This window comes from uncultured Nostoc sp., from assembly GCF_964245445.1.
Taxonomy (GTDB): Bacteria; Cyanobacteriota; Cyanobacteriia; order Cyanobacteriales; family Nostocaceae; genus Nostoc.
Genome location: NZ_CAXTNE010000037.1, coordinates 1 through 16,176 on the forward strand (window position 1 = coordinate 1; position 16,176 = coordinate 16,176).

Here is a 16,176-nt window from a genome sequence, read left to right on the forward strand (position 1 = left end):
ACTGGTTTACAGACTGTTGCTACTGTACTTCATAAACCTGCAATCTGCTGTATAATGCTGTCTAATTTTCAAGGTGACTCTAATGGGACAAACCATTACTCAGGTTGATGCTTTTACCAATACACCTTTTGCAGGTAATCCTGCTGCTGTCTGTGTTTTGCCTACTCCCCAAAACGAACGCTGGATGCAGAATGTAGCGCAGGAGATGAATTTATCTGAGACAGCTTTTCTAGTTAGACAGGATGATGGCTTCAACTTGCGTTGGTTTACGCCCACGCAAGAAGTACCGCTTTGTGGTCATGCAACTTTAGCTAGTGCCCATGTACTTTGGTCAGAGGGGCATTTGTCACCTAATGAAGTTGCGCGTTTCTACACTAAAAGCGGAGTACTGATTGCTAAGTTGCAAGGTGAGTGGATTGAGTTAGATTTTCCTGTGAATCATTCACAAGAAACAGTCGCCCCACAAGAACTTAAGGCTGCTTTGAGTGTCCCATACAAATCTGTTTTATTGAATTCTTTGGGCTATTTAGTGGAATTGGAATCTGAAGATTTAGTACGGCAAATACAACCAAATTTCCAAATACTGAAAACATTGCCTACTTCTGAGATCATTGTCACCAGCCTTACTAACCCTAATTCTGAATATGATTTCGTCTCTCGCTTCTTTGCACCGGGTTTAGGGATTGATGAAGACCCTGTAACTGGGGCGGCTCATTGCTGTCTCGCCACCTTCTGGCGCGATCGCTTGCACAAAAATGAGTTATTGGCTTATCAAGCATCCAGTCGTGGTGGGGTGGTGAAGGTGTATTATGACGGAGGCGATCGCGTCTTTCTAGGCGGACAAGCAGTAACTGTTATGCAAGGCGAGTTAATTACCGCATAAATTTAATATTACAAATCAATAGCATCTGCTAAAAACTCAGCATCAAGAATTTAGCAATGGAATAGGGACACTCCACTGGAAACGTACTTATTGGTAAAGCAAAACTCCGTCGTAGCTGTTGTGAACTTGCTACGGCGGAGAAAGAAAAAATTAAAACGCTAAGAGCGAGCAGGCCAAATGCTTGCATCACAAGGATAGAAAGAAAGCAAAAATGAAGAAGTAAATTTACCTTTTACTTTTTACCTTGTACATTTTACCTAGTCTCTCTCGGCGTTTCCTACTGTGCTAGATGTGCAAAATATATAGTTTTTACTTGAACAGAAAAGTATTCTAAGGATCATTTTTTATGTATTATCTTAAAGGCTAAATACAAACAATTCACCAAAAAAGGTTGATGTACGACCATTTAGGCGATCGCTACGGAAATTCAAATAAAAAATAAATAAAAAATTAAATTTAGTAGAATTACTCAAGTGAATCCCCAGTTGCCATTGGTTTAATCATGACTTGACCAAGCAAAAATGGCTAATAACTATAAAATTTGCAGAACAACTAGTGTCATATCATCAGTGTTTTGCTTATCAGCACCAATGAATTGCTCTACTTGGTCGAATAGGTAATCCACAATCTCCCCTGGGCCATTGCAGTACTTGCAAGCCGTATTGAAGCCAGCGACAAAGTTATCTTCATCGAAGCGATCGCCACCAGCAGCAGCAGCATCGGTCAAGCCATCTGTATAGTAGATAATTGTATCCCCAGGTTCTAACTGTGCCTGAGCATCTTCATATTGGCTGTTAGCATCCAAACCGATTAACATTCCTAGAGTATCTAAACGGCTGACAGTTTTCGTAGCTGCGTGCCACCACAAGGGAGGATTATGTGCTGCATTGCTATAAGACAAAATTCGGCTGTGGGGATTATATTCTGAATAAAATAGCGTTATAAAGCGGTGGGAATTTTCCAAATCCGCATACATAACTCTGTTTAAGTTTTGTAGAATTCCGGCAGGGGAATTACCATGTAGCACTTCTCCCCGTAACATTCCCCGCATCATCGTCATAATCAGCCCAGCAGGAACACCTTTGCCCATCACATCTCCAATAACCAAACCCCAGCGACTATTTTCCGTGCTGCCTTTGCTCTTGGGTTGGATTTTATTGTGATTGGTAGCAATAAAGTCATAGTAATCTCCGCCGACGCGATTGGCAGGTTTACAACGTGCCGCCAAGACTGCACCAGGAATTATAGGGCATTGACGTGGCAAAAGTCGCCGTTGAATTTCTGCGCCAATTTCTAGTTCTTGGTCTAGGCGTTCTTTTTTTCTTAGTTCTACAGCTAGTTCATCGTTTTCGATCGCAACGGCTGTTTGGTCTGCTACTAACCTAACTAACTTTTGCCTAGTTTCTGTCCAACTATATTCTGGATCGCGGCTCAAGACGTAGAGCCATCCCCGTTCTGTATGCTTCACTAGAATAGCTGTACCAAAGATTTGGACATCTGGCCCCAGATAGCGATGCATCTGGTCATCCAAAATCCCCGTGGCATTGGCTAGAGGGGCAGTGTTGGGCAGAAGCGTGATTTGACTGCTGGCTATTTCTAGCGCTTTGCGGATATTTTTTCGCTGGCGACTATCTTGCCAATGTAACTGCTCTAATCTTACTTGACCATTAGGTTTGTAGAGAAACAGGGCGCTGCCGTCTGCATCTGTCACTCTTGTTGCCATCAGGGGGATCAGTTCCAAAAACTGATTCAAATTATTGAAACTTCTCAGGGCAAATCCTAAAGAACTGAGCAAATCTTGAATTTTGTTCTGTTCCCGGTGCAACCTTGCCACGAGTTCTTTGAGTGCTACGACTGGTGTGACATCTGTCGCGGCACTACTATTGTTGTCAATGGGTTGAGAGGGCAGTTGAGACACAGGCACAGGTACTATTGCACTTTATATTGGCAGATTTTAGATTACTTATAAATCTTTTGGCTTTGGCATTGCTAAACCATATTTAGACAAGACTTGTCACTTTAGCAAGAGTATAAAGACGTAACAGGTAACTTTTATCAGTATTTTATTTGCTTATTGTATTTCTGATGAAATATTTGTAGTTTCAAATCATGTATTTTTAGACAAAAACCAATCCGTAAAAATTACTAGTTTCAGTGATAGTTAAGAAAGCTTTTCATTTTTTCATAACTTAATTACCAAAGCATATCTCTAAAGTCATAAAAATACTTTATTAAAAGAATAATTTATAACGCTTTCAGAGTAATTGTTTGGGCAGAGGCAACTCGGAGATTGGAAGTTTTTTGAGTGAAAAGCCCGATTTACTAGAGAAAATATTTGTAGATACTTTCGCAAGTAGGAGCTGAGAATACCCTGTGAGTGTTGAACCAGCTTACTTACACCAATTCGCTTTTTGAGTCCACAGTGGACGATTTTGCAAAGTTCTGATGGTCTGAAGCTGTCCTTTTCCTAATGTCGGCGCTGGGCAAACAGATGATGCTCGTACTCCTACTCTTAAGTAAGTTACGTGCAGTGTGCAGTTCTGCCAACTCGCTAACGCAGGTTCTTCGATCTAAGAATACAAGTTGCCACAGCCAACACCAATAACCTGCAAAGGCAAACCTCCCACAGTGCTGGACTTTGTGCTGGCTCCCCAACGCACTGCTCACTGCTCTACTGTCCATCTTGCAATAGTTTTATTTGCGGGGGTGAGCGTCTCGCTTGCCCTTTAAATTCCTTACTGCAAGATGGAAGCTTCGGGGGTTTTGTGTGTTGCGTTTAAATGCCCATTCAGAGCGTGAAAAAAGGCACTAGCTTGAAATTTTAGCAAAACTTATCCATTTATTGCGACAAACTTATGATTTACAAGAATTGATCTGTTTCTAATGAGTTCAAGTGATAATACCAGATCAGTAATCCCTAAATTTATCAGTTGTCAAGAAAAATATTTAACCCCAAATTTTTCAGTTAGCCGCTCAAGAGAGCTTCGACAAACTCATAGCTAGAAAAGGGGCGCAGGTCTTCAATTCCTTCACCAGCACCAATAAAGCGAATGGGTAAACCTAGCTGTTGCACAACGGCAAGGGCAACACCGCCTTTGGCTGTACCATCGAGCTTGGTTAAGACAACGCCACTCAGTTGGGCAGCTTGGGAGAAAACTTCGGCTTGCCGCAGTCCATTTTGCCCTAAAGTGGCATCTAAAACCAGAAGAGATTCTACTTTGGCATTTGGGGCTTTTTTGTCGATAATTCGCCGAATTTTGCTAAGTTCGTCCATTAAATTTTTCTTGTTTTGCAGACGCCCAGCTGTATCTACCAGAAGTAATTCGGTTTGACGTGCTTGGGCGGCTGCGATCGCATCAAACACAACTGCTGCCGGATCTGTATTCTTTCCCGGATTGGAAATTACTTCTACACCACTTCTACTACCCCAAACCTTTACCTGCTCCACAGCTGCGGCGCGGAAGGTGTCTGCTGCCCCAATCAAGCATTTATAACCAGATTTTTGTCCCAGATGGGCAATTTTGCCGATGGTGGTGGTTTTACCGGCACCATTCACCCCAGTAATTAACCAAATATTCAAGGTTTCTTTTTCTGGGGTAAAGATAGTTTTATGGGATGCAATGCTTGGTGCATCCAGCATATCCCGGAGGATTTTTTTCAGGTAAGCGATCGCTTCTTCAGGTGCAGTAACTTCTTCACGAAGTTTTGTCTGTAGGGCATTGATAATAAAGTCTGTCGCTTCTACACCCACATCAGCTTGCAGGAGCAATGCCTCAATTTCTGTCACAGCAGCTTGGTTTAGCGGCCCTTGACCAACGATCGCCTTGAGTTGGTTAAGAATGCTACGACGAGTTTTATCTAACCCTTGCCGGAGCTTTTTCAGCCAGGTAATTTCTTCAATAGAAACGTCTTCTGGACTTCTACCTTGAGCCGCTAAAACTTTCGCCGACCAGACAAACCCATCATCAAATACCAGTCCAGGAATTTCCTCTCCTGTCTCTGAAGTTGCAGCTACTGGCTGTACTACCTCTGGTTCTGGAACTTCAATGGCAGTGGCCATTAGTTGTTCCAGCTTGGCTTGCCGTTCTGCCGCCGCCCGTTCTAAGAAGGATAGTGCTGTTGGCTGTGTTGCCTCTGGCGTAGCTACTGGTTCGGTGGGCGTTGGTTCAGCCTCATTTGCCGTGAGTTCTGAGCTGGAGACATCTGGCTCTTCAGCAATTGCTGCTACTGAGGAATTTTCTGTACCTTCTTCCTCAGTAGTAGCTTGGATAACTTCTGGCTGTGATGTTTCTATGGTTGTACTAACAGGTTCCTCAATTACTTCTGGTTCGGTAATTTCCGCAATTGCCATTTCTGCGGTTTCCGGTTGTGCTGATGCTGATGAGGCTTCTGCTGAATCAGCCGGGGTTTCTACTACCTCGGCTTGTTGTTTTTGCTGAATATTTTTGTAAGCAGCTTTAGCAAACGCTAACAAGTCTGTCGTTGTGTCTGGAGCAGTTTCAGCAGTTGGTGTTAATGTTTCGGCTGGCTCTGGCTGAGGTTCTTGTGCAGGAGAAGTTTCTTCCTGTTTTTTATCAGAGGGAGTGTCAGAGGAATCGTTATATTTACGACGGAACCAATTAAAAACCATTGCAGCAGTATTAGTTATATGAGTTATAAGTTATAAGTTATGAGTTTAATTTAACTTGGGGCATTGGGCATTGGGCATTGGTCAACAATCAATAGTTCTTCTTCCCCTGCTCCCTCTGCTCCCTCACTTTGGCAAGTAATTATAAAAGCCTATGCTGTCTTTTTCTGCTCAGTGACTCGGCGCAAAACACCGTTAATAAACCGATGACCATCGTCTCCACTGTAGCGTTTGGCTAGCTCCACAGCTTCATTGATGGCGATACTGTCTGGAACTCCTAAGAACTTCATTTCAGCCACAGCGATTTGCAAGATATCGCGGTCAATTTGGGCGAGGCGAGTTACTTGCCAATCTACTAAGGCAGTAGAAAGCAGTTCATCTATAATTTGTCGATTTTCGTTAACGGTAATCACAAGCTCTTTAGCGTAATTACGGACTCCCTTATCCTGATTAGCTAACTGAATCAATACTGGGAAATCAACTGCCGTACCCAATTGATTGATTGCTGTCTGGGTACAGGCGATCGCTTCTTTCAGCATTGTTCTAGCAGTATTGAGGTCGGAGGCCCGAGTTTGGCTACTTAAAAGGCGATCATTACTGCGTTGCAGTTCACCTGCGGCATTATCGAGGGTATCTTGCACTTCTGAGGTCAGAGTGCGTACTGCTCCTAGTACCAACTTGGATACTAGTTGATCGTCTTCCAATTTCTCTAATTTCTTTGGGTTGACTGGCAGTTGGCTAAGGCTTAGAAGCGCCAATTCACGAGCAATTTGCTGGGGTTTACGAGGTTGCATAAAACTAAGGGGTGATTAGGTGCGAACTGATTAACTAGACGGGGCAAACCTGCAATTATATCAAATTTGGTACAGTCAAACAACAAAATTACGCTAAGAAGGTACTGGATACTGGCTACTAGGAAAGAAATTATTTTAAAATTTGCTATGGTATGAATCCACATACTCATTTTCCCCAGTACCCAGTTCCTAGTTCCCAACCCCCAGTCCCCAATTTAACTTTCTTCAACAGGAATAACCTGCTGCTTGATTTCGTTGTGTTTCACTTCTAGCGTGGACTCTTTGGGGAAAACCAAGGGCGTATTGGGGGCGACAATGCCACCTGATACAACTATTTTAAAGGCGTCTTCAATGGACATGGAGAGGTTTACCACCTCATCTTCAGGAACTACTGCGTACCATCCGGTAGTCGGATTGGGGGTAGTGGGTATAAAAACACTTAGCACGGGACGAGGCATCTGAGCTTGGATATCACTGCTGATTGCACCAGTAACAAAGGCGATCGCCCAAATTCCTCGACGAGGATACTCTACCAAAATTACCCGGCGAAACTTGCCATTAGAATCTTTTAGTATTGTTTCTAAAAGCTGCTTGAGGGTTTTGTATACCTGTCCGGCTAAAGGAATTGCCTGTAATAATCGTTCACCAAAATCTAACAACCACCGCCCAGCAATATTGCGAGCCATCAAGCCCATTAATAAAATACTTAGTAGTGGTACAGCCAAACCTACTAATAAATTAAGTAAATTTACTAGAATTGGGTTTAACCCATCAAAGGGATTCAGTTGTTTGGGAATTTGGGTGAGGAAGTTGATTACCCAAGTAGCAATGGTAATCGTTAGCCAGATAGTGGTTGCTAGGGGAATTACTACCAACAAACCAGCGATCAGGTCGTTTTTTAAGTCCTGCTTTAAGCGATCAATTACCAAGCCCCAATTCTCCTGTTTTAAGCTAGAGTAACTTTTGTTATTGGTATTCATAGTTGCTAACAATATGGACAAATGCCCACTATGTTTAGTTTAGAAGTTTAACCTTCACTGGGAAAACTACAATCCCCTCTATCTCTTGGGCAAAAGCTTCAGAGATTGCTTTTCTCAATATGTTCAGAGAGCCATTTACGTCTGCATGATTAGCTGATTACCATTCGATCTGGGTAGGGTCGAGGTGTGCATTACTGCATCACCCCTCCCATTCGGAACCGTGCTTGCCACTTTCATGGCACACGGCTACTCAGTGTGTTATCCATTTGTCACCCCGGACTTCCTGACCTAAACCCTTTGAAAAACGGAATATCATTTATCCACTCCCAATCGAGTTTTTCCCAAAATTGAGATAGCTTCTCTAGGAATTTTGAGTGGTCTTTCTTTCTTATTTCCTTCAGGTTGATTGCGGTCTTTTCGTCGTGGCAATACCGATGTAATAATTGAAGGTTTTTGTATTCATCCTTACCGCCAATGGCTCTGGGAATGATGTGGTCTTCTTCGATTACATCCCAATCATGAAAACGTAGTCCACAGCAGGACATTTACCCTTTTGTTGCTTTAGCAACTTAGCCTTACGATTTGGCATTTGAGGGTGTGTCCCCAGTCTTGAACTCCAATAAACTAAGTCGCCATCGTAGGGGCTTTTATTGCTTTTAACTTTCACATAATCAGTGCTACTGCATTCAACTTCGTTATGTGATAGTAACCGAAAGGGTTTCGCTTCCCCTTTCCTGGTTGCGAATACCCAGTTATCGCCTTGTATGGAAGTCCAGTATTTATCATGGGCATCTTTGACATTTCCACAACAGCGTTTTGCCCATCTCCGAAGTTTCAGGTAAATGAGGTTGTCTTATTTTGCTAATTCTCCGACGGTCTTGGCGTCGGATTTTGAGTAAAAGGAAGACCATCCCCTTATTACAGGGTTAAGTTCATCAATTAATGCCGATTGCGGTGATGACCTGTGTTTTGTGATGATTATTCTGACTTCCTCGGTGTGAACCTTACTCGCCTTCGCGGATGGGGTGATGAGGGTGTTAAAACCTAATATTGCACCGCAGTTACCTTTACTGCTGCGATATTTTCCAGCAGGGTATTGCTGTATATGATGACCAAGAAAGTCAAATCCAGCATTACCATCCTCACTAAATTCGGGATTGAATGTGTGAGCTAGGCGGGTTTTCTCAGGTTTTAGTTCAAGTCCTATGCCAGCTAACCATTCCGATGTGATTTCTCGGCATTTTTGGACAACGGTTTTGTCTTCATGGAGTATCACAAAATCATCAGCGTAGCGGATGATATTTGGAGGATTAAAATCGGTTCCCTTTTTGTGAAACCAGTTTTCCCTCATGCTATGAGACATTTTTGGGAATTCCTGTTTTATCCGTTCTTCCAAGCCGTGGAGGGCTGTGTTTGCAAGTAATGGTGAAATAACACCACCTTGCGGCGTACCCTAAGATGTGGCAGTAAAAGCTCCTTGGTCAATTACTCCAGATTTAAGCCAAGCTTTTATTTGCTGCCTGACCTTACCTTTGTTGTTCTTGGTTGAGGATGAAAGTGCGAACTCTACCCAGGATTGGGTTACTCAACCATTGCCAGTCATCCTCCCATTTTGGGTTTCGACTGAACGAATCGCACTACAATCCAGGTTTGATTCTCTTGCCACTAAAAGTAGCAAGCGTGCCTTTTTTATAAAATGGTATTTCGTCTTGATCCTAAAAACTTGCAATACTTATATAGCTTTCTTCATTAACAATTACCTTTATTCCAGTTAGCTCTGCTTTATAGGTAATTTGATCAATAAACCTTGTATGAGGTACTTGTACAAAATTTTGGCTATTTCGATTACCTATAGCAATTTTTTGTTTCCAGTTGTTGTTTTTACCAATAACTAAAATACCAATATTTAACTCAAATAGATTGTTGATTAGAGAACAACTTGCTTTGTGAAAATAGTCGTCAACTTTCAAGTTACCTTTAGTGGAAAAATTTTTCAGTCTCTTAGATATGCCAGTTTTAAGGATTGCTTGTAACTCAGCTTTTTTCTTTTTAAAAAATTGGTTGATAGATTTTAAAGGTCTGCCATTTATCAAGAACGGGAATAGTCCGGCTTGATTGAAAGTTACAGCCGCTAAATTATTCAACCCTAAGTCAACACTCGCAATTCTTGTGGTTTCTAATTGCTTTTCTTCAATTTCTTTGTGATAAACAACCTCAACAACGTAGTGGTCAAGTTTTGGCACTATCCTAACTTGGGCAATATCTTTTGCATTAGTAGGTATAAAAATAATTGTTTGACTTGGATTGACAAAACCTTTTGCTAGAGCAAATTGAATTTTGCGATCGCCTACCCGTCCATCATAGGCGATCGCTGCTTCAAATTTTACGCTACATCAGCCTGTGTCGTTTCAGAATCCACGCACTGTAACTGTTGTGTACTCTCCTGTGCCTGAATTGCTGTTGCGTCTAAATTAGGTTTTGGTAAATACTTCATTTCCCAGACTTTGAGCAAAATCAGATATTCGTAGAATGCCTGCAATGTACACCAAGCAAATCCGGCGCGTCCATCTAAACATCCGCCTAAGATAAAATACATATATACAAAGCGTAGTAACGGTCTGGCGGGTAAACGCAAAGACAAATCTTTCAAGGCGCGGCGTTTTTCGACTTCCGATTTGCCAAAGAATAAATCTTGCCAGTTGACCTTTCCCTGTTCTAGTTGATATAGCGTTTCTTGAGCTTCGTCTGTAGAATAACGGTTATGCTTGTCAATCCAGCGACTCAAGCCTTTGCTGCAAGTGTAATGTGGGTATGTCTCTTTTAGAAAGCTAGTTGCACCCTCACAAACTTCCCGTTCAGTATGGCCATAGTCTGTAAACCAAACCTTACCGTGGCGGAAGAGGCGCATCTGGTAACGGGGATACTGTGTGCTGTAGCGAATCCAACGATTCATGAACATGACACGTTCAGCCACGTAGTAACCGATGTAGTCAAGACTCTGACTTGCCTTTTCGCATTCAGCGAACAGTTCTGGTGTCATGCGCTCGTCAGCTTCGAGAATGTAAACCCATTCGTGCTTTGGAAAGATAGACTCTAACATCCAGGTGCGTTGGCGACCGTGGCTTTCAAAAGCGTGTTGAATGACGCGGATGGGATAGCGACTAGCGATTTCCACAGTGCGATCGCTACTGCATGAATCCACAACAATGATGTCATCCGATAGCATCGCCGATTCGATACAAGCAGCAATATCTAACTCTTCGTTATACGTCAGTATGTAAATTGAGAACATTACCCAAGTTTTATAGCGATTTTACTGAGTGATAATTGCCTTTTTATTGTTACTAGCTATTAGGCGTATGGCAGTATAAGCCTTCAAACGTCCTACTGCCATACCTATAATGGATTAGCGTGCAGTAGCTCTAGGTTTACCACCTTGTACAGCACCCCTACCTTTTAAGCCTGTCCAGCCGATGATAATGTAACCAATAGACAACAGCAAACTGCTAATCCCAATCCGCAGTCCAGACTTCCATGCACTATCTTTAGCTTGTTTCTCTGCTTCGTCTCTGCGCTGACGAACTTGGCTCAGTTGTTGAGTTCGCAGCGTCTGAATATCTGTTTGTTGTTCAATAGCTTTATCAAGTAGTTGGGGATTTGTTTTAGCCTTAGTTAGCAACTCTTTGATATTTGCAGGAATTTGAGGGCTTTCAAGCGCTTGCTTATATTTTTGGTCATCTTTGAGGATTTCACTAAACTGAGCTTTGGTTTGAGTTCGCAGTTGATCTAGTTGAGCTTTTCCTTGCTCAGTATTCAGTTGTGCTTGCAATTGCGAGAACCGATTGTTCAGTTGAGTTTCTGCCTGATCTCCTTCTTGGGCGATACGGTTAAGTGTTTGAGTCTTAGCTTGATTGACGTTATTAAGATGCAGGGGAAAAATCAGCAAGAACATCAACCCTAAAATACTTGAGAGGATCACGGCGGGAAATCTTAAATCAATACCTTGAGGGCGATCGCTTGCTGCATCAGCACTATCAATCCAATAGGCAGCAAACAGCAGCCCTAAACCGACTAGAGGCACAATTCCCCGATCAACTAGCGCTGTTGCTAAGTTGATCTGCCATACCCGATCAGTCGGTTGAAAGGGTAACAACAAAATCAAAAAGTCAACAAAAAAGGACAAAATGCAAATTATTCCAACTACCTTAAGTGTGAGGGCAGTACTCACGGAAGTAAAACGGTTGACCATAGTTTTTTGAACTGGCGATGAATACGAGTGATTTTCATATTTCAAGCTACTTAAATATTGTGCCTATGACCGTGACTCTTGTATAGAAACACAAAGCAGATTCAATATTGGTAAAGGCTATCTGCCTCTTGGTTTTCAACTAGGCCAGAGTAACATTTGTTATGTGCAGTGTCTTCAGAAAATTTATGGTGTTTTAAGATACGAACATGATGCGGGGCTGTAAGAAAAAACTCATTAATTACCCGATTTCCCTTATTACAGTTCTCAATCGGTCGTAATATAAGCATTTTGTAGGAGCGCCCAAATGTGCGCCCCTAGTGGGTTTTGCATCCATATAAAAATCGCTATATTTCCCTTATTTTTCCATCTCCCTTGCAAGAGCTTGTTCCCAAATTGGCAGATCCTCCGGTCGGTCAACATCAGCTAAAGGCGACAAGTTCACGTATGATAAATTAAGTTTATGAGCAATGTCCACGGTTTTCTGGAATACTTGAGCAGTTCCCCACTCGATGTTAACGAATAACTCCGGGATATTTTGGCGCAGCCCAATTAAGTAATATCCACCGTCGATCGCAGGGCCAAGTACTAAGTCAAAAGTGTGTAACTTTTCAAAGGCTGTCTCTAGAATCTGGGCATTGACTCCAGGACAATCTGTACCGATGATAATTACTTTTGTGGCATCAGATTGAAAAGCCTCGAAAAGCGATCGCGCCATCCGCGAACCTAAATCCCCTTCACCTTGAGACTGGTAAACCAAATCCAACCCCAGCCAGTCTTGCATAAGTTGCGAATCACCACCAGCAAACCGCACTTCCACAGATATGGCAATGGCTTTTTGCAATTCTTGAACTTGAAATATTGTATGTTCAGTCATTTCCCGTTGAAGATTGGCAGCACCAACAGTTCCTAAAGCAGGTATTAGTCTGGTTTTAGTCTTCCCTGGTTCTGGATAGCGAGTGAAAATAATCAGGTGCTGTTTTGAGATTGCTGGTAAGTTCAGCACACAATACCTTATTTGAATAAACTAAAAATATCTTAATAGCAATACTTACCGTTTTCGGCTGTGGTATGGTCTTTTTCCATTCGCATTGCTCCTAAAATCGTAGAAACAACAACACAACGCTTAACTTTACCACCATACTTGCTTGATAGTGTTATCCGTCCTAGTGGTGGTTGACTGACATTACCTCTGTAATCAAATTGGATTTGTCTGATGCCATTTGACTCTTGTAAGGTTGTTTCCGCATCTAAGCGGACATTGGAATTTAGATTATTCCAGTTAGCGTTAGATGGGTTTACTGAAGCAGGATGAACAGCCCATTGAATAATGTCGTTTTGTTCGCGAAAGCTGGCTTTCCAAGTCAATTTTTCCCTACTAGCTTGGCTCTGGGCTTGGCGCATAGCATAATAAACCTCGCTTTGGGCAGAGTTGAGGTGGCGAGTCTGCACAAAACCTAGCCAGTTGGGTATTGCCAACGTGGCTAATATACCAATTAATAAAACAACTACTAAAGTTTCTAGTAGGGTAAAACCACTACTGGAGTCTTTATTCAAGAGATTTTTGGAATTAACTAGAAACAGTAATTGCACTCGGATATCCATTTTTGTCTTCTGATCGCTTTTCAATTACCCAGCCGTTGAGCAATGTTTCAGCTTCTTGCCTTCTTACTTCGCGCTGCTTAGTAATATTGTCTAGCAAGGTAGGGATTATAAGGATTATGACAATTTTCAGTAATAGTTTTAAGGTAAAATTTATATTCTGAAGTCTTAAAGGGTCATGAAGAAAATACTTCCACAAAAATATAGCAGATGCTAGACCTTTTTTTTTGTTAAACGGCTTTTGTAGCGCTTTACAAGTCAAGTATTTGTATAAATTTGCTAGGCTTATATTCCAATTATGCTTTAGTGTCGAACGCGCAGGAGCATCTCGTAGATAGGAGCTTTGCTTATACGCTCTCTCAAGCACTTGCAGGCAGGATTTTTCCTGTCTGACAAGATTAGAAGAAACTGAATTAGCACTTATGCGATATAAGATTTGTACAGATGGCACACATATAAAATCAAACTTAGAAGCTAATCGCAGCCACATATCCCAATCCTGAGCCGCGCTTAGAGATTCGTCGAAGCTACCTAATTGAATTAAAGATTTTCTACAAATTAAAGGATTGGAGCCATTCTCTAGAAAGTTATTTAATAACAAACTCTCATAAACATTTCCATTGAGATTAACGCGCTTGCCTGAAAGTATAAATTCACCATTTTCATCAATATAATCAGTCCAACTGTAAGCAACTTTTGCAGTAATGTTTTCTTGCAGAGCCTTTAACTGAGAATGAAGTTTATCAGGTGTCCAAAGATCATCTGCATCTAAGAAACTAACAAATTCTCCAACTGCAAGGTGTAGCCCTCGGTTACGGCTGACGTTTCCGCCAGCATTGGAGTAAGAAAATACTTTTATTCGTGAATCTTGAATTTCTGCAATTACTTCTATTGTTAAGTCTTGCGAACCATCATTAATTATAATTAATTCAAGGTCAGAAAAAGTTTGATTTAAAACAGATTCAATTGTACGCTTAATGGTTGTTTCACTATTGTAAGCAGGGATGATTACAGAAATTTTTGGCAATTTTCTGCTAGTAGATTTAATCATTGCTATAACGCCATTTTATTTTTTAATAATCTGCCTAAATTACATTTAAAGTAGTAAAAAGGACTCATCATGCTAGCCAAATAAAACTCCATCTCAAAAATTAGAATTAGATTATTTTTAAATTGGCCTCTATACTGAATGAGATGTTGTAATACTCGGCGGAAATTTCCTAAGACAGTTTTTATAAAGACTATCGGTTTTTGCCAATTTTTAGTATTTATTAAGCGTAGCTGGAAAATACACAACCCACAGCCGCGTGCCAAAGTTAGGAGGTAATCTTGCTCAAGTCGCCAATGTGGTATTTGATGATAAGTATGCATGGTAGGGTTATACCAAATTTGCCAACCTGCATAATGTATATAAAGTAATGGTTCATAGTCATCACCCTGCACCAAAATACCAGGCAACTTACCACTTAAATTAGGTCGTTGTGGTACATTGTCAAGCCATGCTTTTTTCCTGATAACAAGCGCTGCGCCAGGTGGAAGCCTTAAATTGTCTGCATCAAATAAATATGGATTTGAGCCATGTTCTCTAATAGCTAAAAAAGCTTGAATTCTTTCAAAATTTTCTGGCGGCTTGACTTCAAAATCACCATGAATTTGCCCACTCCAAGCACCTGCTTGAGGATGCTCCAATCCAAAGCTATATGCTTCTGATAACCAATCAGGTGCAGGTAAGTTGTCATCATCTAAAAATGCGATTAGCTTCCCTCTGGCTTCACGTACTGCCCGCAATCGTGCAAAAGCTGCTCCCTGTTCGGTTTCTAAAAAATATCTTAAATGACAGTTTCCATTATATATTTTTTGGTATTTCTGGATGATTTCAGATGTGTTATCAGAACTATTGTTATCTACAATAATAATTTCCCAGCTAAGTTGTTCTATTCCTATCTGGCTTAATACTTTATCTAAAATTTTAGGTAAGCGAGTTGCTCCATTATATGCAGGAATGGCTACGCTAATGTCTAAAGTTTCAACTGTTAATTCAGTCATAATATCTGATTTTTTGATAATTTATTTTTTAAAATATCCATTTTTCCAAAGGTAAAAAGGGCTAATGAAACTACTTAAAAAAAGTTCCATTTCGCAAGCAAGTACCAAATCTTGCTTTAGCTTAGTTCGATATTTGAGTAAGTGTAAAATTATTTTACGCAGGTCATTTATCATATAAGTTAAAAGAGCAACTGGTCTATAAATATTTTTTATATTTATCATTCTAGTTACATAACGGCTAAGTCCAATACCTCGAAAAAATGGAATTAAATAGTCTTTTTGCAACCGGAAGCTTGGTATTTTATGAAAAACTTCCATTTCAGGGTTATACCAAATCTCCCATCCTGATTTTTGGATATAAGACAACATTTCTAAATCTTCACTGGTAAGCATATTGCCTTTAACTCTACCAGTTAAAATAGACTTATCTGGTACACTTTCTAACCAGGCTTGTTTACGGACAACAAGTCCGGCAGATGGGGGCAGTAATTTTTTAGCTGCTTCATATAATAGCGGTAAATTACCTCGCTCTGTAATTGCCAAGAATGGAGCAATGCGCTGAAAGTTTTCTGGTGGTTCTATTTCCCAGTCAGGATGAATCTGGCTGCCATAAGCTCCCGCCTTGGGATACTTTTCACCAAAAGTATAAGCTGCGGATACCCAATTTAATACTGGGTAGTTGTCATCATCTAAAAAACCTATGAATTTACCTTTAGCTTCTGCAACTGCCCTTTTTCGGGCATAAGCTGCTCCCTGTAGTGCTTCAAAGCAATACTTTAAAGGGTAAGGACACCGCCAATTTTGTTGATAGGTTTGAACAACTTTAGCTGTGTTATCAGTGCTGTTGTTGTCTACAACTATAATTTCCCAAGATAAATTTTCGGTGTTAAGTTGGTTTTGTAGCCGTTCTAGTAGTTCAGGCAAACGACTTTCACCGTTATAAGTTGGGATAGCTACAGTAAAGTCAAAGTTTTCAGTCATTTGACAAAAAGAATATT

General features: G+C 41.1%; 15 protein-coding genes. 1 reads left to right on the top strand and 14 read right to left on the bottom strand.

The features are described 5' to 3' along the window. Nucleotides 1-82 precede the first annotated feature (82 nt). On the top strand, nucleotides 83-883 hold the full coding sequence (locus ACFE90_RS09155) for a PhzF family phenazine biosynthesis protein (RefSeq protein WP_375499748.1): 801 nt from the start codon (nucleotides 83-85) through the stop codon (nucleotides 881-883). 532 nt (nucleotides 884-1,415) lie between these two features. On the opposite strand, the gene ACFE90_RS09160 is transcribed toward ACFE90_RS09155, so the two are convergent. From ACFE90_RS09160 to hpsE (ACFE90_RS09225), 14 genes are all read right to left on the bottom strand, one after another. Then, nucleotides 1,416-2,807, bottom strand: a complete 1,392-nt coding sequence (locus ACFE90_RS09160) for a PP2C family protein-serine/threonine phosphatase (RefSeq protein ID WP_375499750.1) — start codon at nucleotides 2,805-2,807, stop codon at nucleotides 1,416-1,418. A 1,041-nt stretch (nucleotides 2,808-3,848) separates the two neighbouring features. Beyond that, nucleotides 3,849-5,513 (bottom strand): signal recognition particle-docking protein FtsY, encoded by a 1,665-nt coding sequence (ftsY, locus tag ACFE90_RS09165; RefSeq protein ID WP_375499752.1) that lies wholly within the window; start codon nucleotides 5,511-5,513, stop codon nucleotides 3,849-3,851. Nucleotides 5,514-5,662: 149 nt separating this feature from the next. Beyond that, entirely contained in the window at nucleotides 5,663-6,304 is a 642-nt protein-coding gene (gene nusB / locus ACFE90_RS09170; RefSeq protein WP_375499754.1) for a transcription antitermination factor NusB, read from the bottom strand. Between the two features lie 215 nt (nucleotides 6,305-6,519). Beyond that, on the bottom strand, nucleotides 6,520-7,284 hold the full coding sequence (locus ACFE90_RS09175) for a DUF502 domain-containing protein (protein ID WP_375499756.1): 765 nt from the start codon (nucleotides 7,282-7,284) through the stop codon (nucleotides 6,520-6,522). 269 nt (nucleotides 7,285-7,553) lie between these two features. Continuing rightward, nucleotides 7,554-7,829, bottom strand: coding sequence for an HNH endonuclease (locus ACFE90_RS09180; protein WP_375499758.1), 276 nt, complete (start codon nucleotides 7,827-7,829; stop codon nucleotides 7,554-7,556). A gap of 308 nt (nucleotides 7,830-8,137) precedes the next feature. Then, nucleotides 8,138-8,680, bottom strand: a complete 543-nt coding sequence (locus ACFE90_RS09185; protein WP_375499760.1) for a reverse transcriptase domain-containing protein — start codon at nucleotides 8,678-8,680, stop codon at nucleotides 8,138-8,140. Nucleotides 8,681-8,999: 319 nt separating this feature from the next. After that, on the bottom strand, nucleotides 9,000-9,653 hold the full coding sequence (locus tag ACFE90_RS09190) for an RNA-guided endonuclease TnpB family protein (RefSeq protein ID WP_375499802.1): 654 nt from the start codon (nucleotides 9,651-9,653) through the stop codon (nucleotides 9,000-9,002). 14 nt (nucleotides 9,654-9,667) lie between these two features. Then, entirely contained in the window at nucleotides 9,668-10,576 is a 909-nt protein-coding gene (locus ACFE90_RS09195; RefSeq protein WP_375499762.1) for a glycosyltransferase family 2 protein, read from the bottom strand. A gap of 114 nt (nucleotides 10,577-10,690) precedes the next feature. After that, complete coding sequence (locus tag ACFE90_RS09200) at nucleotides 10,691-11,533, bottom strand: HpsJ family protein (protein ID WP_375499764.1); 843 nt, start codon at nucleotides 11,531-11,533, stop codon at nucleotides 10,691-10,693. Nucleotides 11,534-11,888: 355 nt separating this feature from the next. Next, on the bottom strand, nucleotides 11,889-12,536 hold the full coding sequence (locus ACFE90_RS09205) for a TIGR04282 family arsenosugar biosynthesis glycosyltransferase (protein ID WP_375499766.1): 648 nt from the start codon (nucleotides 12,534-12,536) through the stop codon (nucleotides 11,889-11,891). Between the two features lie 32 nt (nucleotides 12,537-12,568). Beyond that, a complete protein-coding gene (locus tag ACFE90_RS09210; protein ID WP_375499768.1) occupies nucleotides 12,569-13,135 on the bottom strand; it encodes a Tfp pilus assembly protein FimT/FimU in 567 nt (188 codons plus the stop codon). Beyond that, nucleotides 13,101-14,183, bottom strand: a complete 1,083-nt coding sequence (locus ACFE90_RS09215) for a glycosyltransferase (RefSeq protein WP_375499770.1) — start codon at nucleotides 14,181-14,183, stop codon at nucleotides 13,101-13,103. The genes ACFE90_RS09210 and ACFE90_RS09215 overlap by 35 nt, the downstream gene beginning before the upstream one ends. Before the next feature lie 2 nt (nucleotides 14,184-14,185). After that, nucleotides 14,186-15,178: a hormogonium polysaccharide biosynthesis glycosyltransferase HpsE gene (gene hpsE / locus ACFE90_RS09220; protein ID WP_375499772.1), complete on the bottom strand. Its 993-nt coding sequence runs from the start codon at nucleotides 15,176-15,178 to the stop codon at nucleotides 14,186-14,188. A 21-nt stretch (nucleotides 15,179-15,199) separates the two neighbouring features. Further along, nucleotides 15,200-16,159, bottom strand: coding sequence for a hormogonium polysaccharide biosynthesis glycosyltransferase HpsE (gene hpsE, locus ACFE90_RS09225; protein WP_375499774.1), 960 nt, complete (start codon nucleotides 16,157-16,159; stop codon nucleotides 15,200-15,202). Nucleotides 16,160-16,176 lie beyond the last annotated feature (17 nt).